The sequence below is a fragment of the Streptomyces spiralis genome, from assembly GCF_014654675.1.
GTDB lineage: Bacteria > Actinomycetota > Actinomycetes > Streptomycetales > Streptomycetaceae > Streptomyces > Streptomyces spiralis.
The window spans coordinates 67,087-85,967 of the sequence record NZ_BNBC01000022.1 but is presented as its reverse complement, the minus strand read 5'-3'; the positions used below and the strand labels follow the sequence as shown (position 1 = coordinate 85,967).

The 18,881-nt window shown below is 71.8% G+C and carries 16 protein-coding genes and 1 pseudogene; 7 read left to right on the top strand and 10 right to left on the bottom strand.

All coding sequences use genetic code 11. The features are described 5' to 3' along the window. Window positions 1–192: 192 nt before the first annotated feature. Window positions 193–1,689, bottom strand: coding sequence for a hypothetical protein (locus IE318_RS22660; protein WP_229903691.1), 1,497 nt, complete (start codon window positions 1,687–1,689; stop codon window positions 193–195). 113 nt (window positions 1,690–1,802) lie between these two features. Between IE318_RS22660 and IE318_RS22655 the strand changes: the two genes are divergently transcribed. Both IE318_RS22655 and IE318_RS46545 read left to right on the top strand, forming a co-directional pair. Next, on the top strand, window positions 1,803–3,065 hold the full coding sequence (locus tag IE318_RS22655; RefSeq protein WP_189903130.1) for a molybdopterin-dependent oxidoreductase: 1,263 nt from the start codon (window positions 1,803–1,805) through the stop codon (window positions 3,063–3,065). Next, window positions 3,065–3,562, top strand: coding sequence for a hypothetical protein (locus IE318_RS46545; RefSeq protein WP_229903690.1), 498 nt, complete (start codon window positions 3,065–3,067; stop codon window positions 3,560–3,562). Before IE318_RS22655 ends, IE318_RS46545 begins: the two co-directional genes overlap by 1 nt. 209 nt (window positions 3,563–3,771) lie before the next feature. Here IE318_RS46545 and IE318_RS46540 read toward each other — a convergent pair. The 3 genes and pseudogenes from IE318_RS46540 to IE318_RS22640 form a co-directional block, all read right to left on the bottom strand. After that, window positions 3,772–4,422 (bottom strand): annotated as a pseudogene (locus IE318_RS46540) (class I SAM-dependent methyltransferase); the annotation flags it as partial. Next, window positions 4,419–5,036 (bottom strand): TIGR04282 family arsenosugar biosynthesis glycosyltransferase, encoded by a 618-nt coding sequence (locus IE318_RS22645; RefSeq protein WP_030175434.1) that lies wholly within the window; start codon window positions 5,034–5,036, stop codon window positions 4,419–4,421. The gene IE318_RS22645 and the pseudogene IE318_RS46540, both read right to left, overlap by 4 nt. Then, on the bottom strand, window positions 5,033–5,776 hold the full coding sequence (locus tag IE318_RS22640; RefSeq protein WP_189903128.1) for a glycosyltransferase family 2 protein: 744 nt from the start codon (window positions 5,774–5,776) through the stop codon (window positions 5,033–5,035). Before IE318_RS22640 ends, IE318_RS22645 begins: the two co-directional genes overlap by 4 nt. Window positions 5,777–5,890: 114 nt before the next feature. On the opposite strand from IE318_RS22640, the gene IE318_RS22635 reads away from it, so the two are divergent. Both IE318_RS22635 and IE318_RS22630 read left to right on the top strand, forming a co-directional pair. Next, window positions 5,891–6,790, top strand: a complete 900-nt coding sequence (locus tag IE318_RS22635) for a response regulator transcription factor (protein WP_229903689.1) — start codon at window positions 5,891–5,893, stop codon at window positions 6,788–6,790. Window positions 6,791–6,792: 2 nt separating this feature from the next. Then, window positions 6,793–7,905 carry a sensor histidine kinase gene (locus IE318_RS22630; RefSeq protein WP_189903126.1) on the top strand — a complete coding sequence of 371 codons (1,113 nt, stop codon included), beginning with the start codon at window positions 6,793–6,795 and terminating at the stop codon, window positions 7,903–7,905. 37 nt (window positions 7,906–7,942) lie between these two features. On the opposite strand, the gene IE318_RS22625 is transcribed toward IE318_RS22630, so the two are convergent. From IE318_RS22625 to IE318_RS22605, 5 genes are all read right to left on the bottom strand, one after another. Beyond that, window positions 7,943–8,965, bottom strand: a complete 1,023-nt coding sequence (locus tag IE318_RS22625; RefSeq protein ID WP_189903124.1) for an NAD-dependent epimerase/dehydratase family protein — start codon at window positions 8,963–8,965, stop codon at window positions 7,943–7,945. Window positions 8,966–9,051: 86 nt separating this feature from the next. Continuing rightward, a complete protein-coding gene (locus IE318_RS22620) occupies window positions 9,052–9,744 on the bottom strand; it encodes a peptidoglycan DD-metalloendopeptidase family protein (protein ID WP_189903122.1) in 693 nt (230 codons plus the stop codon). A 9-nt stretch (window positions 9,745–9,753) separates the two neighbouring features. Further along, entirely contained in the window at window positions 9,754–10,473 is a 720-nt protein-coding gene (locus tag IE318_RS45120; RefSeq protein WP_229903688.1) for a peptidoglycan-binding protein, read from the bottom strand. Between the two features lie 239 nt (window positions 10,474–10,712). Continuing rightward, complete coding sequence (locus IE318_RS22610) at window positions 10,713–11,822, bottom strand: T6SS phospholipase effector Tle1-like catalytic domain-containing protein (RefSeq protein WP_189903120.1); 1,110 nt, start codon at window positions 11,820–11,822, stop codon at window positions 10,713–10,715. Between the two features lie 13 nt (window positions 11,823–11,835). Continuing rightward, the gene (locus IE318_RS22605) at window positions 11,836–12,741 is read right to left on the bottom strand and encodes a DUF6424 family protein (protein ID WP_189903118.1); all 906 of its coding nucleotides are present in this window, start codon (window positions 12,739–12,741) and stop codon (window positions 11,836–11,838) included. Window positions 12,742–13,000: 259 nt separating this feature from the next. On the opposite strand from IE318_RS22605, the gene IE318_RS46340 reads away from it, so the two are divergent. Together IE318_RS46340 and IE318_RS22595 are read left to right on the top strand one after the other, a co-directional pair. Beyond that, on the top strand, window positions 13,001–13,900 hold the full coding sequence (locus tag IE318_RS46340; RefSeq protein WP_308438590.1) for a lasso peptide biosynthesis B2 protein: 900 nt from the start codon (window positions 13,001–13,003) through the stop codon (window positions 13,898–13,900). A gap of 1 nt (window position 13,901) precedes the next feature. Then, window positions 13,902–15,722, top strand: coding sequence for an asparagine synthase-related protein (locus IE318_RS22595; RefSeq protein ID WP_189903115.1), 1,821 nt, complete (start codon window positions 13,902–13,904; stop codon window positions 15,720–15,722). Here IE318_RS22595 and IE318_RS22590 read toward each other — a convergent pair. Then, entirely contained in the window at window positions 15,706–16,932 is a 1,227-nt protein-coding gene (locus tag IE318_RS22590) for a hypothetical protein (RefSeq protein ID WP_229903687.1), read from the bottom strand. The genes IE318_RS22595 and IE318_RS22590 overlap by 17 nt on opposite strands. 495 nt (window positions 16,933–17,427) lie before the next feature. On the opposite strand from IE318_RS22590, the gene IE318_RS22585 reads away from it, so the two are divergent. After that, window positions 17,428–18,861, top strand: a complete 1,434-nt coding sequence (locus IE318_RS22585; protein WP_229903686.1) for a gluzincin family metallopeptidase — start codon at window positions 17,428–17,430, stop codon at window positions 18,859–18,861. The last annotated feature ends 20 nt before the right edge of the window (window positions 18,862–18,881 follow it).

Sequence of the window (18,881 nt, the reverse complement as noted above, 5' to 3'; positions counted from 1 at the left end):
GGTGCTCGGCTCCGGCCGCCGTGGAGGCGCACCGGACTCGGCGGAGGTCGCACGATCCGACGGGACTCGCCGGAGGCAATCGTGCGGCCTGGGCGCCAACCTAGCGAACATGTGTGCCTGGCGTGAAGGTTGAGGCGTGAAATGTCCGATACATATTCGTAACCTTCTTCGACATCTGTTGCTGAGGGGTGATCACCAGCCCGTCAGCAACAGGTGGTTGAGCAGCAGCGCGAGGACGGTCTGGGCGGCGAGCCACGCACGGGGACGGGTCAGAAGGGCGCAGGCCGGAAGCAGCCACATCGCGAACGGCAGCCAGATGCGCTCGGTCTCCGCCTTGCTCATGCCGGAGACGTCGGCGACGAGGAGCGCCAGCAGGGCGGAGAACACGAGCACGGCGAGCCGGGCCTCGGCCCTGGCGCCGATCACGGAGTCGATCAGCGAGCCGGACCTGGAGCCGGTCACGGAACCGGCCGCGGTATCGGCGCAGTCGCGGTCGGTGCGGTCGGTGTCCCTGCCACTGTCGTCGCCGCCAATATCGCCGTCGGTGGCGCGGACGCGACGGCGGGCGAGTACGGCGCCCGCCCGGCCCAGTCCGGCCGCCGTCGCAAGGCCCGTGATCAGCACGGTGCACGCCAGGTTGGCCCACACCCAGTAGCCGTACGGCCGGATGCCACCCGCGCCCTGGTAGTAGCGGGTGACCAGCAGCCGGTACGCCTCCCACCAGTCGAATCCGGCCACGGTGAACAGCGCGGGGACGACGGCCAGCCCGGCCAGGAACAGCGGGAGCCCCCGCAGCAGGGTACGCGGCCGTGCCCGCCCCAGCAGCACCACGCCCGCCCCGATGAGCGCGAACAACGTCAGACCGTAGGAGAGATAGCAGGTCAGGCCGAACAGCAGCCCCGACCCGACGGCCGCGGCCGCCCTCCACCCGGGGCGGGCACCTCCCCGCACCGCCAGGGCGAGCAGCGCGACGAACCAGGCGGCGACGGCCGAGAAGTACCCGTCGGCGGACGCGCCCACCCACACCGCGGCGGGCGCGGCCACCAGGAACGGCGCCGCCCGGCGCGCCAGGCCTTCCCCGGCCAGCACCCGCACCGCCACCAGCACCGCCACGCACGCCGTGGTGCCGACGGTGATGCACCAGGCGCCGGCCCAGCCGCCGCCCCCCAGCCCGACGCGGTCGAGCAGCACGAACGTCAGCGTCGCTGCCGCCGGATGACCGGAGACATGCGCCGGCCACGGGGACGGGGGGCCGATCACGATGTGGTGGGTGAAGTCGTGGAGCGTGGCCGGGATGTCGTGGAAGCGGCCGATGACCCGCAGATACTCGTTGGGGGTGGTGAGCCGGCCGGCCACGCCCCGCTGCCAGCCGTCGACGAGGGCGAGTGACCAGGTCCAGGCCATGGCCGTGCCCCAGGCGGCGGCGAGCAGCGCCCGCCACGGCAGCCGCAGGGCGAGCGTCGGCCCGTAGATCACCACCGCCGCGGCCACCAGCACGGCGGCCGGTGTCCCCGGTCCCACGTGGGGGTCCCAATCGGCGAGCAGCGGGGGCCAGTGGACGAACAGTGTGTGGTGGGCGGACTGGATGGGGCGGCCGACGAGGACCGCTGCCGTGACGAGCAGGACGGCGGCCGCGACGGCGTACAGGTCGCGCGGGACGCGCGGCTCGCGGAGATGAGTGCGGATCACACCGGAACGCTAGGGCGGCGGACGGCGTATGCGCCGGTCGGCGGCCCGGACGTCAGGAATTCGTCATGGGTCGCGCGCCGCCTTTCCGGGCGGGAGCGGCCTACCGTCGGGACATGAGCGATCGACGGCTCCCCACCTCTCCCGGCTTCTGGCGCAGCCCGCTGCGCGGTCCCTGGTTCACCTCGGTGCTGGGGCTGGTCCTGCTGGTCGGCATCACCGTGCTCTTCGTGACCGGCCTGGTGTCGTACGCCGCCTACAACCCGGGCCTGACGCCGGTGAACGACCAGACCCCCGGCAAGGGGATCCTCGGGTTCTACCTCTTCGACTGGCCTACGCGTCCGAGCTGGCTGTACCGGCTCACCCAGAACGTCCACGTGACGCTCGGGATCACGCTGATCCCGGTCCTGCTGGCCAAGCTCTGGTCGGTGGTGCCCCGGCTGTTCGCGCTGCCGCCCGCCCGGTCCCTCACCCACGCGCTGGAACGGATCTCGCTGCTCCTGCTGGTCGGGGGCGTCCTGTTCGAGTTCACCACCGGGGTGCTCAACGTCCAGCTGGACTACGTCTTCCCCGGCTCGTTCTACCCGCTGCACTTCTACGGCGCCTGGGTGTTCTTCGCCGCCTTCGCCGTCCACGTGGCCCTGAAGCTGCCCGCGGCGCTGCGCAACGTGCGCCGTGCGCGGGCAGCGGGCGGCGAGCCCGCGCCGCCGCGCGAGGGCGGGGACCTGGTGTCCCCGCGGCCGGACCCGCCCAGCGTCTCGCGCCGTGGGGCGCTGTGGCTGGTCGGGGGCGGCTCGCTGCTGCTCTTCGCCACCACGGCGGGCCGCGGCTTCGACGGACCGCTGCGGCGGACCGCCCTGCTGGCCCCGCACGGCGGGCCCGAACCCGGCAGCGGCCCGGGCGGGTTCCAGATCAACAAGACCGCCGCGTACGCCGGGATCGACGCGGCCGAGACGAGCGACGATGCGTGGCGGTTGGTCGTCACCGGCCGCACCGGCACCGTCCGGCTCGCCCGCGCCGATCTGCTCCGCCTGCCCCTGCACAGTTCCGCGCTGCCCATCGCCTGCGTGGAGGGCTGGTCGACCTCCGACCAGTGGTGGCGCGGCGTCCGGTTGCGCGACCTCGCGGCGCTCGTCGGGTACGAGGACCCGGCCGGGGTGCCCGACGTCTTCGTGGAGTCGCTTCAGCGGCACGGTGCCTTCCGCCGGGCCGGCCTGCGCGCCAACCAGGTGCGCGACCCGCTCTCCCTGCTCGCCCTGCAGGCCAACGGCGAGGACCTGACCCCGGACCACGGCTACCCGGCCCGGGTCATCGTGCCCGCGGCACCCGGTGTGATGAACACCAAGTGGGTGGCCCGGCTGACCTTCGGAGACCTGTGATGACCCCGCGTTTCCCTCGCCTCCCGCACGCCCTCCGCCCCCTGCGCCTCCCGCTCGGGAGCCCGCTGCAGCTCGTGCTGCTCGCCTGCTCGTTCGCGCTGGCCGGATACGCGGGGGTGCGCCTGTTCGCCGGCGACTGGTTCGGGGTGGCGCTGTGGTTCGTGGGGGCGGCGCTGCTGCACGACCTGGTGCTGCTGCCGCTGTACGCGGCGGCCGACCGCGCCGCCCTGCGGGCCGCCGGCCGGGCCGGCCGCCGCGCGTGGGTGGCGTACGTGCGGGTCCCGGCGGTCCTGTCCGGGCTGCTGCTCCTGGTGTGGTTCCCGCTGATCGCCGGGCAGGTGGACCGGCGGCGCTACCGGCTGACCACCGGACTGTCGCCGGACGGCTTCCTCGCCCGCTGGCTGCTGATCACGGCCGTGCTCTTCGGCGGCTCGGCGCTGGTCCTCGTGGTGCGGCTGCGCAGGGCGGCGAAGCACCGGCCGCCCGCCGTCCACTGATCGACGGCCCGCCAGCCCGCGCGCCCGGCGTGGCGCAGCAGGGCCGGGGCGCCGACGCGCGCCCAGGGGAAGGGGGCGCCCGCGCCGCCTGCCACGTCGGCCCGGTGGACGACCTGGACCTCGACGCGCTCGTCGATGTCCACGGGCGCGGCCTCGGCGATCAGCAGACCGCCGGGCCGCAGCAGCCGGGCCAGCCGGCGCAGCAGGACGCGCGGGTCGCCGCCGATGCCGACGTTGCCGTCCATGAGGAGGGCTGTGTCCCAACGGCCCTCACCGGGGAGCGGTTCGAAGACCGAGCGGCGCAGCGCGGGACCGCCGAGGTCCACGGTGCGGGCGACAGCGGCCTCGCTCACGTCGATGCCCAGGACGGGCCGCCCCCGCGCCGCCAGCGCCGCGACCAGCCGCCCCGGCCCGCATCCGACGTCCAGCACCGCGCCCTCGCAACGGCCCAGCACCTCCAGATCCACCGCGTCGGGCTCCGCACACCACCGCTCCACCTCCAGCGGCAGCAGCCACCCGTCGGCCCGCCGCAGAAACAGCGGCCCCCGACCCGCACGCAGAGCGGCGGAGTAGGGCCCGTCGGCGGTCCATTCGGGTCCGTCGGTGGTTGCTGCGTGCCGGTCGGCGATCCGCGGGCGTCCGTCCGTAGTGCCCGCGCGTCGATCGGCGGTCCGAGCGGGCCCCTCGGCGGACCCTGCGCGCCCGCCTGCGGTCCATGTCGGCCCGTCGGCCGTTCCGGTGCCCCCGACGCCACGCCCTGTGTGCCCGGTCGCTGCCCACTCGGCCCCGGACGCCGGTGCGGCCGTCCCGGTGCCGGCCGTACCGGTCGTCGGTGCGGCGATCTCGTGTGCGGTGCTCATCGGCCGGTGACCGCCGTGCAGCGGGCGAGCCGTGCGGCGAAGCGGCCGTGCGGTGCGCGGGCGGCGACGGCGCGGGCGTCGGCGGCGGTGTCCACGTCGCGCAGCAGCGGAAGGTCGCGCACCCGCAGGCCCGCCGCGACGAGCCTGTCCCGCTGCACGGCGCCGGTCACGGGCGTCGACATGGGCACGCCCCGCAGCAGCGCGGGATCCGGCTCCGCCAGTCCCAGGGCCCAGAAACCGCCGTCCTCGGCGGGGCCGAACCAGGCGTCGCAGGTGGCGAAGTCGACGCCGAGCAGCTCCGGGGTCACCTGCGGGGTGTCCATCCCGATCAGCAGCGCCGGACCGGTGCAGCCCGCGAAGGCCGCGGCCAGCCGTTCGTCCAGGCCGCCCGCGCACTGCCGTACGACGTCGAAGCCGGGCGGCAGCCAGGGGCCGGGTGCACCGTCGAGAACGAGGACGCGGCGGTCGGCGGGGGTCGCGGCCACGGCGAGCAGGGTGTCCGCGAGGGCCGCCTCGGCGAGTTCGGCCGCCTCCCGAGGGGTGAACGGCGGTGTCAGCCGGGTCTTCACCTTCCCCGGCAGCGGCTCCTTGGCGATGACGAGCAGTGTGGTCACCGGGGCACTCCTCGGGTCGCGTGCGGGGCCGCGGGCGCACCCGGGGCGCTGTGCGGGCCCGGCTCGGCCAGCACCCGGCGCATGTCCCGTACCGCCTGCCAGGTCCCGCGCCAGGTGCCCGTCACCTTCGAGGCGCCGGTGCGCGGCAGGTACGGCACGTCGTGCTCGGTGACGCGCCAGCCCGCGTCGGCGGCGCGCACCACCATCTGCAGCGGGTAGCCGCTGCGGCGGTCGGTGAGGCCGAGGGCGAGCAGCGGCGCCCGGCGCGCCGCCCGCAGCGGGCCGAGGTCGTGCAGGCGCAGACCGGTGCGGCGGCGCAGCATCCGGGCCAGCACGAGGTTCCCCGCCCGGGCGTGCGCGGGCCAGGCTCCCGGGCCCCGCGGCCGGCGCCGGCCGAGCACCAGGTCTGCCGTGCCGGTGCGCACCTCGCGGACGAAGGGCACCAGCAGCGCCGGGTCGAGCGAGCCGTCGCAGTCGCAGAAGCACACGATCTCGGCGGTGGCGGCGGTCAGCCCCGCGTGGCAGGCGGCGCCGAACCCGCGGCGCGGCTCGGACACGACGGTCGCGCCCAGCTCACGCGCCAGCTCGGCCGAGCCGTCGGTGGAGCCGTTGTCCACGACCAGGGCGCGCCAGCCCTCGGGGATGCGGGCGAGCACCCAGGGCAGGGCGCCGGCCTCGTTCAGACAGGGGAGCACCACGTCGACGTCCGGTGGTGTGGGAGAGGTCGTCACGGCTCTCACCCTACGAACGCAAAACAGGCATAACGGATGTCGGCTCCTTACGAAACGCGGACGTCGGAGGCCGCGAAGCCACCGGCAGCGGCACCGCGGCGGCCGTGGTGCCAGGCTGGACGCATGCAGCAGCCGTACGAGCCCTCAGCGGGCGGTCACGACGCGGGAACCGGCGAACCCCGGACGGGTGAACCCGGCACCGGTGAGCCCGGCACCGGTGAGCCCCGGACCACCGAGCCCGGAACCGCCGAACCCGGCACCGCCGGCCGCCGTCCGGCCCCGGCCGCCCGCGTCCTGGTCGTGGAGGACGACCCCACCGTCGCCGAGGTGGTCTCCGGGTACCTCGACCGCGCCGGCCACGTCGTGGACCGGGCGGGGGACGGGCCGACCGCGCTGGCCCGCGCCGCCGCGCACTGGCCCGACCTGGTGGTGCTGGACCTGATGCTGCCCGGCATGGACGGCCTGGAGGTGTGCCGCCGGATGCGCGGACGCGGCCCGGTGCCGGTCATCATGCTCACCGCCCGCGGCGACGAGGACGACCGCATCCTCGGTCTGGAGGTCGGCGCCGACGACTACGTGACCAAGCCGTTCAGCCCCCGCGAACTCGTCCTGCGTGTGGAGTCGGTGCTGCGCCGCACCCGGCCCGCCGCCGTGTCGCGGCCACCGGCCGCGGCCGGACTCGCCGTCGATCCGGCCGCCCGCCGCGCCACCAAGAACGGCACCGAGCTCGCCCTCACCCTGCGCGAGTTCGACCTTCTCGCCTTCTTCCTCAGGCACCCCGGCCGCGCCTTCAGCCGCGAGGACCTGATGCGCGAGGTGTGGGGCTGGGACTTCGGCGACCTGTCCACGGTCACCGTCCATGTCCGGCGGCTGCGCGGCAAGGTGGAGGACGACCCGGCCCGGCCCCGCCTGATCCAGACCGTGTGGGGCGTCGGCTACCGCTTCGACCCCACCGCGCACGAGGGTGAAGCACGCGAGGGCGAAGCACACAAGGACGAAGCACACGAGGGCGAAGGGAGCTGACCGTGCGCGACATCCTGCTGATCGCCCTGTACGCCTTCCTCGGCGCCGCCGCGACCGGCCTGGCCGGGGCCGGTGTGCTGCGGCTGATCCGCCGGCGCTCCCTGACCGCCTCGCTCGCCGTGGTCGCCGGCGTGGCGGTGGGCGCGATGCTCGCCGGCACTCTGGTGGTGGCGCAGGCGATGTTCCTCTCCGAGCACGACCTGTCCGTCGTCACCACCGTGGTGGCCATGGCAGCAGTGGTGTCCCTGGTCACCGCGCTGCTACTCGGTCGCTGGGTGGTTGCCCGCAGCCGCGAACTCGCCCTGGCCGCCCGCTCGTTCGGCGACGGCGGCGACTTCTCCGCGCCCGGCACCCCGGCGACCGCCGAGCTGGAGTCCCTCAGCCGCGAGCTGGCCGCCACCAGCGCACGGCTGGCCGAGTCCAGGGAGCGCGAGCGCGCCCTGGAGTCCTCGCGCCGGGAGCTCGTCGCCTGGATCTCGCACGACCTGCGCACCCCGCTCGCCGGACTGCGCGCCATGTCCGAGGCGCTGGAGGACGGGGTCGCCACCGACCCGGACCGCTACCTCAAGCAGATCCGCGCCGAGGTCGAGCGCCTGAACGACATGGTCGGCGACCTGTTCGAGCTCTCCCGCATCCACGCCGGCAGCCTCGCCCTGACCCGCTCCCGGATCTCGCTGTACGACCTGGTCGGCGACGCCCTCGCCGGGGCCGACCCGCTGGCCAGGGAGCACGGCGTGCGCCTCGTGGGCGACCGGGTGGCGCCGGTGCCGGTCGAGGTGGACGGCAAGGAGATGAGCCGGGTGCTCGGCAACCTGCTGGTGAACGCGATCCGCCGCACCCCCGCCGACGGCACGGTCGCCGTCGCCGCCGAACGCTCGCCCGAGGGCGTCGTCCTGTCCGTCAGCGACGGCTGCGGCGGCATCCCCGAGGAGGACCTGCCCCGGGTCTTCGACACCGGCTGGCGCGGCACCCACGCCCGCACGCCCCCGGCCGGCGCGGGCCTGGGCCTCGCCATCGTCCGGGGCATCGTCGAGGCCCACCAGGGCCACACCGCCGTACGCAACATCCCCGGCGGGTGCCGCTTCGAGGTGACCCTCCCCACCGCGGAGACCTGACCCCGGACCCCACCCGATCGGCGCGGGAGCCGCTCGGCTACGACATGTGGCCGTTCGGCTTCTCGTCGCGCAGGGGCGAGTCGGCGAACTCCCGCATCCCCTCCTCGAAGCGGACCTCGGGCTTCCAGCCCAGTTCGGCCCGCAGCCGTGAGGAGTCCGCGGTGATGTGCCGCACGTCGCCCAGGCGGTACTCGCCGGTGACGACGGGCTCGGGCCCGCCGTACGCGGCGGCCAGGGCCCGCGCCATCGCGCCGACCGTGTGCGGCTCGCCGCTTCCGGTGTTGTAGACGGTGAGCAGGCCCCGCGGCGGCTCCGCCTCCAGCGCCGCGACGTTGGCCGCGGCCACGTCCCGTACGTGCACGAAGTCGCGCCGCTGCCGGCCGTCCTCGAACACGCGCGGCGCCTCACCCCGGGCCAGCGCGGAGCGGAAGAAGGACGCGACACCCGCGTACGGGGTGTCACGGGGCATCCGGGGCCCGTACACGTTGTGGTAGCGCAGGGAGACCGCCGACCCCTCCGTCGACCGTGCCCAGGCGGCCGACAGGTGCTCCTGGGCCAGCTTGGTCGCCGCGTAGACGTTCCGCGGATCGGGCGGGGCGTCCTCACCGACCAGTCCGGGACGCAGCTCCCGCCCGCACCTCGGGCACACCGGCTCGAACCGGCCCGCGTCCAGGTCCCGCACGGCCCGCGGACCCGGCCGTACGACGCCGTGTTCCCCGCACTCGTACCGCCCCTCCCCGTACACCACCATCGACCCGGCCAGCACCAGGCGCCGAACGCCCGCCTCGGCCATCGCGGCGAGCAGGACGGCGGTGCCGAGATCGTTGCGGGAGACGTACTCGGCCGCGTCCAGGACGCCTTTGCCGAGGCCGACCATCGCCGCCTGGTGGCACACGGCGTCCACCCCCGACAGCGCACGGCCGACCGCCTCCGGGTTCCGCACGTCCGCACCCGCGGCCGTGCTCACGTCGAACACCACGGCTTCGTGCCCGCGCTCCGTCAGCGCCTGAACGACATGGGACCCGATGAACCCGGCACCGCCGGTGACCAGTACGCGCATACGGCCCACGCTAGGCCGCCGACGGCACCGCACCGCACGAACGCGCCGGTCCCGTCACCACTCCGTAAGACCCGCCACCGCGCCGCTCACCAGCTCGGCCTCGCGACGTTGCCGTAGGACCAGCTGGAGCTCTTCGCCATCTCGAAGTGCAGATGCGGTCCGGTGGCGTTGCCGGTGCTGCCGACCTTGCCGAGCTGCTGGCCGGCGGTGACCGCCTGACCTTTCGCCACCTGCCGTAGCGAGAGATGGCAGTACGTGTACACATGGCCGTTGTCCGCGCGCAGCCCGATCCACTGGCCGTAGGCACCCCCCTGACCGTTCGACCAGACGATGGTGCCGTCACGCACGGCGACCACGGGAGCGCCGGGGGGAGCGGCGAAGTCCTGGCCGGTGTGCCGGCCCACGCCGTCCGGCTTCCAGGCGTAGGGGCCGCGGGCGAAGAAGTCGAAGGTCACCCGGTGACCGGGCACAGGTGACGACACGTGTCGTCGGCCGGCCCCCTGGCCGCCTCCGGTCGGTGTCGCGGCGCCGGTGCAGTCGACGGTGAAGCCGGCGTGGCGGCCGAGGTTGGTGAGTGAGGTGCAGCCGGGTATGCCGTCGGCGTCCGTTCCTTCGAAGCCCTGGGCGAGTTGTTCGGCTCGGTAGGCTGCTTTCGTCTGGACTCCGAAGGTGCCGGTGGCTCCGTCCGGGATGCTGTGCCCTCGGGCGATGAGGGCCTTCTGCACGATGCGTACGTCCTCGTTGGTCTTGCCGAAGCGGACGTTGGACAGGGCGACCATGACGTGCTCCTAGTATCCGTGAGGTGGCCGGTGCGGGTCCGCCTGCTGCACACGGGCCGCGAAGTTCGAACCCGACCGGTTCACGTGATATCGGTCGCGCACGTAATTGATCGTCGCGCACATGTCCGCGACCACGTCGTAGGGCGTGGTGGCCGTGTGGGCCTGGTGGTATGCGGCGAACGTGGAAGGAATGCACTGAGTGGCTCCCCGCGAGCAGTTCTGCCGGTGGCCGTCGGACACGATCGGACCCCGCGCGTTGGAATCCCGTGTGTTCACCCGCTGCTTCGGGGCGTTGTAGGCGGACTCGCGCCGCGTGATGGTGACCAGCGCGGGGACGCCGAACCTCGGATCCATCCCGGTCAGCTCGCACGCCGTCCTGGCGTAACGCCGCATGGCCGGTTCCCCGAAGTCGTCGTCGGGATCGCGATAGGTCACCTGGCGGAGGGTGAGTCTGCCGTCCGTGCCGGGGGCCGTGGCGCCGGTGCAGTCGACGGTGAAGCCGGCGTGGCGGCCGAGGTCGGTGAGTGAGGTGCAGCCGGGTATGCCGTCGGCGTCCGTTCCTTCGAAGCCCTGGGCGAGTTGTTCGGCCCGGTAGGCTGCTTTCGTCTGGACTCCGAAGGTGCCGGTGGCTCCGTCCGGGATGCTGTGCCCTCGGGCGATGAGGGCCTTCTGCACGATGCGTACGTCCTCGTTGGTCTTGCCGAAGCGGACGTTGGACAAAGCGACCATGACGGCTCGCTTCCTCTCTGCGCCGAGGCATGGCCCGGCGGCGCAAGCGGTTGGACAGGGGCGCTCCGGGGCGGGCATCGCAGGAACATGCGCCACGGTCGGCAACCGTCGCAGAATCTGCCTGGTTCACCGTGTCGGGGCCGGCTCCCGCACTGCGTCGCCCCGCCGCTCTTCGTACGGGCGCCGCTCTTCGTACCGACGCGGCTCTGTGATCGGTCGGTCGAAGACCTGGCGCTCTGTCATGTCGTCTTGGTCCAGTCGAGGTCGGCCCAGCGTCCGGCCTCATGCGGACCGGGGAGATCCGGGCGGTAGCCGGGATCGTGCTCGCACCGCAGCCTGACGCTCGCGTGCAGCAGGGCATCCTTGGGTACGGGCCGAGTGCGCCGGCCCGCCAGGATCCACAGCGGTCCGTTGTCGTGGACGGGTGCGTCGGCGAAGTCCTCGGTCAGGGCGCAGGCTTCGTCGTAGGCGTCGGGGGCGAAGTCCAGCTCCTCACGGACGCCGTCGACGATCCATTTCAGGGGTATGGAGGAGAGCAAGGGCGCGCCCGCGGGATGTGCGAAGGTGCCGCCCACGTCGGAGTGGACCCCTGCGAACCACACCTCTTGAGCCGTGTCCCGAAGAGGGCCCTCGCGGGCGGTGACGAGATACTCGCGGTAAGGGCGGCGCTTTTCGTCGAGGGAGACGGCATGGCGGATGCGGGCGGCGTTCGGCAGTTGGCGGGTGTAGGGCCAGCGCAGATTGCCCAACCGGAGTACGCCGGCTGCCTTCACTGTGTCCCAGAGGCCGAGATAGGTGACCGGCAGGGCGTGGTGCGAGACCTGCCGCGGGTTGTTCTCTTTCACCGTGGCCCACAGTGGCTCGGTCTCGGTCCTGCGGCAGAAGGCGTGCGAGAAGCGGGCGACCTGCTCCTGGCTCGCCTCGATGTCCTGGTTGAACGCGTACTTCCCCACGGCGTACGTGACCAGGTTCTCGGAGCCGGGGCGCATGAGTCCGGGTTTGTTGAGCATCCCCACCAGTGCGCGAGCTGTGTACGCGCCGCGGCTGAACCCGAAGACGTACACACGGTCGCCCGGCTGCCAGTGCCGCATCAGGTAGGTGTAGGCCTCGGCGAGGTTGGTCTTCAGCCCGGTGCCGAACGCCAGTCCGCACATGCGTGAGAGCCAGCGGCCGGCCGGTCCGCGCGCGGTGGCCGACGACATGGTTCCCACGCCCGGGTCGTAGTAGAGCAGTTGCCGTTCGGGGCGGTCCGCCTCGAGCATCTCGAACAGCCTGACCACGTTGGTGGGGTGACTGGCACCCACCTGGTTCCCCGAGCCGTCGAGGCAGATGACGATACTGCGCGGCATGTCCGCTCCTCGACTACCGGGGACGGCCCGAGGCCCGCCGGGGTGCACGAGTCCGCCGCGACGAGGTGACCAGCGGGCCGGTCGCAGTGCGCCGCTCAGGCTCGATCTGCCGGGCGAAGGCCTGCAACGCGACGGAGCTGTTGGGCGGCAGCACCGCCATCTTCCCCTGCTCCTGTGCCGCGACGAACGCCGCTGCCGCCTCGCTCTCCTCGGGCACGTGGACCAGGCGTACGTGGCCGTCGCCCGAGCCCCGTCGGTCCACCGGCGCGACGGCGCCGTGCGTCCCGTCGGGCAGGGTCACCCACAGCTCGAAGTCTTCGTACCGGACGAAGTCCGCGCCCTTCACCGGCCACGGGTAGTGGTGCTCCCCGGGAACCTGCGGCAGGACTCCCTGGTGGTTGCCGTGGCTCATCGGCACGGAGGAGTTGAACAGGCAGTCGGTCCACCGTTCGACGCCATCGGCGTCCGTGACCGGAGTGCGGAGCAGGTCCGCCGCCTCCTCGTACCCCAGCGCCGCCAGAGCAGGCAGGGTGAGGGGGAACGCGTCGACCAGCTCGGCCGCGTCCCGGCGCAGCCGGTCGACCCTCGACGGCTCGGCACAGAACTGCATGCTCCACTCGATGCCGACCCTGGCGCGGTACATCCGCCAGCCGCTCTCCCCCTTCACCCACAGGCTGCCGCCGTGGTGCATCTCCCAGTGCTGAGTTCCGGATGGCCGGGTTCCGTAAGGCAGGTCGTCATCGCTCATCTCGGCGAGAATCTTGTGCACCGTCTTCTTGGCCGCGCGGAAGTACGCCGATTCGTAGCGCTTGGGGTGATCCACCAAGCGGATCTTCCAGGGGTGGTTCTCCGACTCCACGCCACCGAGTTGCAACTCGGCCGGAGTCCTGTGCGGTGCTGCCGCACCGGCGGTGGTCATGATGTTCTCCTCGCGTCGACCGCACGGGTCCAACGCGCCGGTCCGCGCCGCCGAGTCCCCTGACTCCAGCCCGCGTTCGTAAGGTTTCGCGAATCGCTCCGCACATCACGGGATCATGGGACCCTGCCCGGGCCGGCTGAGCGCCCTTCAGTGAGGCGGTGGTACCAGTGGGGCGGTGGTACATGCGCCCTACACAAAAGCCTATTCCCGCTGCTGCGGCATCGCAACTACCGCGTGGTGCCCGGTGGTCACTCGTTCAATGACGTCCTGCGGACGGCATGAAACTCTCCCGGAGCGCATCGCGCTTGCGGGCCCATCGGTGCGGAGGGAACCTGGAAGTGATGGCCTCTGCCTGATTCTGGAGGTAGACGAATGTTTCTCCGACTGCTGCGGCTTCACAAGCCGCATCGGCTCGTCCGACTCGGCAACGGCCGTCGGATCCGGGGCTTCAGCGGTGGATTCTACGACGGTCACGGGTACCACGGCTGACACCGTTCACGACGGAAATCCGGGAGGATGTGCGGTGACAGAAGACGCCGATGCCGACACCGATGCCCTGGCGGCCATGGCACGAATTCTGTCACCGCATTGCCGTGTCACCCGGATGTCCAGCGGTGTGCTGATCGCGGACTGGAAGCGGACGCGTTTTCTCGGGATGACGACGGCGGATGTCCAGACGTTCGGTGAGTCAAGTCCGGGGGAGCACGGCGAACTTGTCACCGAACTGGTTCGCGCCGGGTGCGCTGACCACCGCCCGAAGGAGCATTCGGACATCGGCGTCGGGTCGTGGCTGCGTGGAGTACATCTGCTGATCCGGGCCACGGGATTCGGTGGTGCCCTTCGGCTGCTGTCCCTGGCGGCTCCGGGTTACATCCGTGCGGACCCTGCCCCCGCGGAAGAGGTGCTACGACTGAAACGAGCGGTGCAGTCCCACAGCCGCAGAAGCTGGCTGGTCAACGGCGACTGCAAGTCCGAGGCCGTGACGGCCTTCGTCCTGCTGCGGCGGCGAGGGCTGAAGGCCACGCTCCACGTCGGGGTGCGCGAACACCCCTTCGCCATGCACGCCTGGACGACCTCGGCCGGGCTGAGCATCCCCGACGCCGACCCGCGCGGGCACGCGTTCACACCGGTGCTCTCGATCGACTGCGGAGGACAGTGACATGGATGCGCTCCGCCTCGAGTGGGTGGGGGGCGCACCGAAGCTTTGGACCGACGAGACCATGGAGCGTCAGGGACTCGTCACGACGGTCACCTCGCGGGTCGGCGTCGCCGCCGTCGTCGGCTGGGTCGGCTCGACACGAGACCGAGTGGCGTGCGCACGCCGCCTCCTCGACGACTTCGGCCGGCGGGGCGCCGCCCTCCCGCTGCCGGCGGGTGACTACGCGGCCGTTCTGGCGTGCCGCGACCGCATCCTGGTGATGCGGGACGAGCAGGCGCGCATCCCCTTGTTCCTCAGGGAGTCCGGTGGCCGGGTGAGCGCCGTGGGCACCTCGGCCCGCGCCTTGGGGAGCGTCACTGAGCTGGAACCGCGCTACTTCTGCCGCTACCTCACCGGGAACATGGCGCAACAGCACACGGACCTCACCCCGTTCGCCGGGGTGCACCGTGTCCTCGGCGGCGAGATGGTGGAGCTCTCGGTCACCGGGCGCATGCGCAGTCGGCTGCTGGGACGCGGCCGTCAGGCACCCGATCCGCCCGTGTCGGCAGCGGACGGACCCCACGCCCGCCGGACCGCCGCCCAGGACCTGCGCCTCGCTCTGGAGCACGCCGTCGGCCGCCGTATGGGCGCGAAGACCGCATGCCACGTGTCCGGCGGCACCGACTCCACCAGTGTCGCGCTGCTCGCGGCGGACCTGCCGGCCGCGGGACGGGCGGACCCCGGGGACCTTGTCCTGCTCGCCGGGCGTTTCTCCGGGGGAGAGCTGGCGGGGGAGCAGCCGTACCTGCATGCGGCGTTGGAGGAGATCCGCCGTCACGCCCCGGCGGCCCGACCGGTGCTCGTCGACGCCGACGACGTGGCCGACTTCGACGACTTCCAGCACCACGCGGGAGACACGGACGAGCCTCATGCGCACGCCTTCCGCGCCCCGTTCTGGGCCAGGCTTCACGCCGCTGCCGCCGAGCTGGGCTGTGAGACCCTGCTGACCGGTTGCGGGGCCGATCCCATAGTCGACGCCAACCCGTTTCACCTGCACAGACTCGCCCGCACGGGACGGCTCCGACAGATGGCCGGGCAGGCGCACGCCTGGGCCGCGGGGAGCGATCGGGGCTCGAGGGACATCGTCCAGGCATACGTCGTACAGCCGGCACTTCCGCTGGCAGCCGAACGGATCACAGCGCTCGTCCGCGGCGGAACGGCGCTCGGCGGCCTCGGCACCTTCAACCGCCCCCGGTGGCTGCGCTCCGGATTCGCGCGCGCCCACGGCTACCGTGAGGCCAGCATCGCGGAGAGCCGCTTCGTGTACGGGCGCAAGCCGGAACAGTCGCTCTACGACGCGGCCAACTACCTCGCCGCTCCGGACCCGCTGTCCTGGCACCGAGCGCGACAGGACGGGTTCTTCCTCACGCACCCCTTCCTCGACCCGGAGGTCGTCGCCACGATGCGGCGCCTCCCCGTCGACGTCGCATTCGATCCAGGTCGTCCCAAGTCGGTGCTGCGTGAGGCCATGGCGGACCTGCTCCCGGCCCGGATCCGTGGCAGGGCGGTCAAGACCCCGTTCAACGAGCTCTACGTCCGCGGCCTGCGGACCCACGGAGACGAACTCATCGACCTGTGCCGCACCGCCCGGCATCCGCTGATCCCGGAGATGTTCGATGTCGAGACGCTGTGCCAGGCGGTGCGGGAGGCCCAGCTCGGCATCGGGGACTCCTACGCCTGCGATCGTGTGAACAGCTCGCTGGCTCTGGTGATGTGGCTGGAGCGCCTGGACCAGTGCTCCGGCGCGGTCCGCCCGGCCGTTCCCGTCATTGCCGGCTCTTGATGTCCCACAGGGTGCGTTCGACCGGGCCCGCGAGGACGTCGACGAGACCGTACCGGCTTATCACCTCTTTTTGTTCCTCCCCGTTCACCTTGTGGTCCTCCTCACCCTGTGGTGCAACGGCTGACAGGACACTGGAGCCGTGCGCGCCGAATTCCCAGTAGACGCTCACGTATCGTGGTTCCCTCGTAAACTCGTCGATCGCGTTGTTCTCGTGCACCCTGGCCTGGTAGACGAGGGTGTCGAGACCGTTTTTCTCCTGCTTCTTCACCCATACGGGGACGTTGCTCCCCTTCCAGGAATACGCCTTGAACTGAAGCGGTGGCTCGAGGTCGAGTTGGTCCTTGCGGGCAAGGCTCGCGCTGGCATACATCGCCAGTTGGTCGTACGGCGTGTCGATGGGCAGTTGCACCACCACTCGCATGGAGAACACGTCGCCCGGATCGATCCACACTCCAGGGTCCATCCACGGTTGCGCCTGGACCAACTGCCCCGGCTGGTGAATCTCCCGGCGGGACAGTGGGTTTATTTCCTGGGAATTGGCCCACTGTTCGGCGTCGGTTCGCCACTGTTCGCGGAGCCGGTCCGTCTTGCTCAGCGGCACGTGTTCGGCCATGGCATGGAATTCGGTGCCCAGCACGTAGAAACCGACGGTGCCGTGATTCTCGAACGTGATGTCGACCGGTACGGCGAACGCCTTCCCGTCCTGACTCACGTCTGGCTTACCCGTGGACAACTTGAGGAGGGGCCTGGTCTCACGCTGGTACGGCTGGTACAGGTTCTGGTAACCGAAATTGGCGATCGCGATGACCGAGGAAACGATCAGCGCCACGGCCACCCGCTTCGGAGCGGGGATCACGACCGATGTCCGCCACACCGCGTAGACAGCCCAGACCGAACCCGCCGTGAGCGCTGCGAACAGCGCCGGGACGATCGTGGAATCGCCGTCCTTCGTCGTCTCGACCAGGAGAAAGAGGTTGGTCAGAAAGGCCGCGAACGCTCCGATCAGCGCGACCACTCCGGAGTAGGGGAAGCTGCGCCAGAGCCAGTGGTCCAGGGCCGCGGCGGCCCCCAACAACGTTGCGAGCGCGACCGCGATGAGGACCGTCCCGGTGACCCGCCCGGGGAAGGTCAGAGCATGCAAGAAGTCATCAATGCCGAAGAAACTCAGCGGAAGGGTCGTCAGGAGGAGGACCAGCACGATCACCGCCATGGTCACCCGGGACCGCGGGGTTCTCGGCGGTGGCCGACGCGCCTTCAGGCGCGAGTTGGAGCGAGGCCTGGGGGGAGTCTTCAAGCGATCACCTCCTGCGGCCACCGCATCAGGGAAACCGCACGTGCGAAGCACGGACCCAGGAGACCTGCCGCCGCGCCATGGGCTCGGGTTTCATCGTCACCGTTGATCCATGGCATCGCCATCCAGGCTCCTCTGGACGTGGGATCTGGAGGCCGTCGAACGCCTGCATTGGTTTGCGTCACCCGTTCGGCCGCTTGTCCGTCGCCCAGTGCGCCGGCCCGTACACACCGGCCGTGGGCCACAGTGCCCGCCCGGTTGTCCGCTGCCACAACCGGCCGGAGTGGGGCCTCACCCCCGGTGTCGGGATTGACAGCGGGCTGCCATGACCCCGTACTGAACACGAGGGACCCCTGGCCAACGGTTCCCTGGGGGGATTCCGCCATCTGCAAACTCTCCGCCCAGGGAGGCTCCATGACGGTGCAGCAACAGCAAGCCACGATGCCGACGGTTCTGGTCTATGAGGACGACCCCGGAAATCCTCCGCTGGTCAACATGCCCGTACCGCATCCCATCCCACAACTCGACACACAGCCCTTTCCGACGGCCATCGCCGAAGCGGCGCCGCAGCCGGACAGTGCCGGGCCGGGCAGCGAGGCATTCCGGTACTGGGTGGCGGCCGACGCGCTCAGCAGGGCCAGCCGGACCTGGGGTCCACTCGTCCCGGCCGGAACGCAATGGCATCCGATGGTCGGCCGCGCTCTCACCGCACACCTCAACGCAGGAGACGACCTCAACGCCTTCTACGACCGCAGGGGTCTGTGGTTCTTCCGCCGCACCGTGGGAGGCGTCACCGTCGCCGCGTGCGAGAGCAACGAGGTCGTCGAGCATGAGACGGGGCACGCGATCCTCGACGCCCTGCGCCCTCAGTTGTTCAATGCGGCGAGTGCGGAGGCGGCTGCCCTCCACGAAGCGTTCGGTGACATCAGCGCCCTGCTGAGCTCACTCGGGCTGGAGTCGCTGCGGATCGCGGTACTGGCCGAGACCCAGGGCGACCTCGAACTGTCCTCGAGAGTGTCGAGGATGGCCGAGCAACTGGGCTGGGCGATCCGCCAGGGCCACCCGAACGCGGTCGACCGGGACTGCCTGCGCAACCTGTCGAACAGCTTCTTCTACCGCGACCCGGTGGAGCTGCCGCCGAACGGTCCCGCGAACACCCTCTCCAGCGAGCCGCACTCGTTCTCCAGGGTGTTCAGCGGAGCGTTCCTGAAGGTCGTGGCCGGGATTTTCCGGCAGCAGGACCTGCAGGACCAGGCGGGCCTGGCCGCGGCGGCCGAGATCGCGGGACAGCTGCTGGTGGACGCTGTCGTGGCGGCGCCCGTGGTGTCCGCCTACTACGCACAGGTGGCGGGTCACATGATCGCCGCGGACCAGCGCAGGAACGGCGGCAAGTACGGCCAGTCCCTGCGCTCGGCGTTCATCCGGCACGGCATTCTCTCCCTCGACGCCGCCGCGTCCATCACCGAGCCGGAGCTGGCACGCCGAGGTGCCGGAATGGCCGAGGCGACGCCGGGCGGTGGCGACGACGAGGGTCTCACGGCCGTCACGGTCCACGGGGCGACGTACGGCGTCACCCAGGCCCTCACGCTCTCCGCCCCCGCGGCGGAACGACGGTTCGGCATCGCCGGCTCCGACCCGGCCGGCGGCACACTCCGGCCCGCCGACCCCGAGCGGGTCGCCGCGTCGTATCTGGAGGACCTCTTCCGTCGCGGCCGTGTCCATGTGCCCGAGGAGCACCGCTCCGATGTGGCGTTCAGCGACGACAACCCCTCGCGGCTCAAGACGCACCAGATCACGCGGAGCTCGACCGGCGAGGGCCTCGCCCTCGTGCGGAAGTGCTTCGACTGAGCGGGTAGCGGTATCGGCTG

Bases quoted from the DNA above. Each gene is read 5' to 3' on its own strand.
- IE318_RS22655 (WP_189903130.1), top strand. From the start codon at position 1,803: ATGAGCGATCGACGGCTCCCCACCTCTCCCGGCTTCTGGCGCAGCCCG.
- IE318_RS46545 (WP_229903690.1), top strand. From the start codon at position 3,065: ATGACCCCGCGTTTCCCTCGCCTCCCGCACGCCCTCCGCCCCCTGCGC.
- IE318_RS22635 (WP_229903689.1), top strand. From the start codon at position 5,891: ATGCAGCAGCCGTACGAGCCCTCAGCGGGCGGTCACGACGCGGGAACC.
- IE318_RS22625 (WP_189903124.1), bottom strand. From the start codon at position 8,965: ATGCGCGTACTGGTCACCGGCGGTGCCGGGTTCATCGGGTCCCATGTC.
- IE318_RS22620 (WP_189903122.1), bottom strand. From the start codon at position 9,744: ATGGTCGCCCTGTCCAACGTCCGCTTCGGCAAGACCAACGAGGACGTA.
- IE318_RS45120 (WP_229903688.1), bottom strand. From the start codon at position 10,473: ATGGTCGCTTTGTCCAACGTCCGCTTCGGCAAGACCAACGAGGACGTA.
- IE318_RS22610 (WP_189903120.1), bottom strand. From the start codon at position 11,822: ATGCCGCGCAGTATCGTCATCTGCCTCGACGGCTCGGGGAACCAGGTG.
- IE318_RS22605 (WP_189903118.1), bottom strand. From the start codon at position 12,741: ATGACCACCGCCGGTGCGGCAGCACCGCACAGGACTCCGGCCGAGTTG.
- IE318_RS46340 (WP_308438590.1), top strand. From the start codon at position 13,001: ATGACGTCCTGCGGACGGCATGAAACTCTCCCGGAGCGCATCGCGCTT.
- IE318_RS22595 (WP_189903115.1), top strand. From the start codon at position 13,902: ATGGATGCGCTCCGCCTCGAGTGGGTGGGGGGCGCACCGAAGCTTTGG.
- IE318_RS22590 (WP_229903687.1), bottom strand. From the start codon at position 16,932: ATGGCGGTGATCGTGCTGGTCCTCCTCCTGACGACCCTTCCGCTGAGT.
- IE318_RS22585 (WP_229903686.1), top strand. From the start codon at position 17,428: ATGACGGTGCAGCAACAGCAAGCCACGATGCCGACGGTTCTGGTCTAT.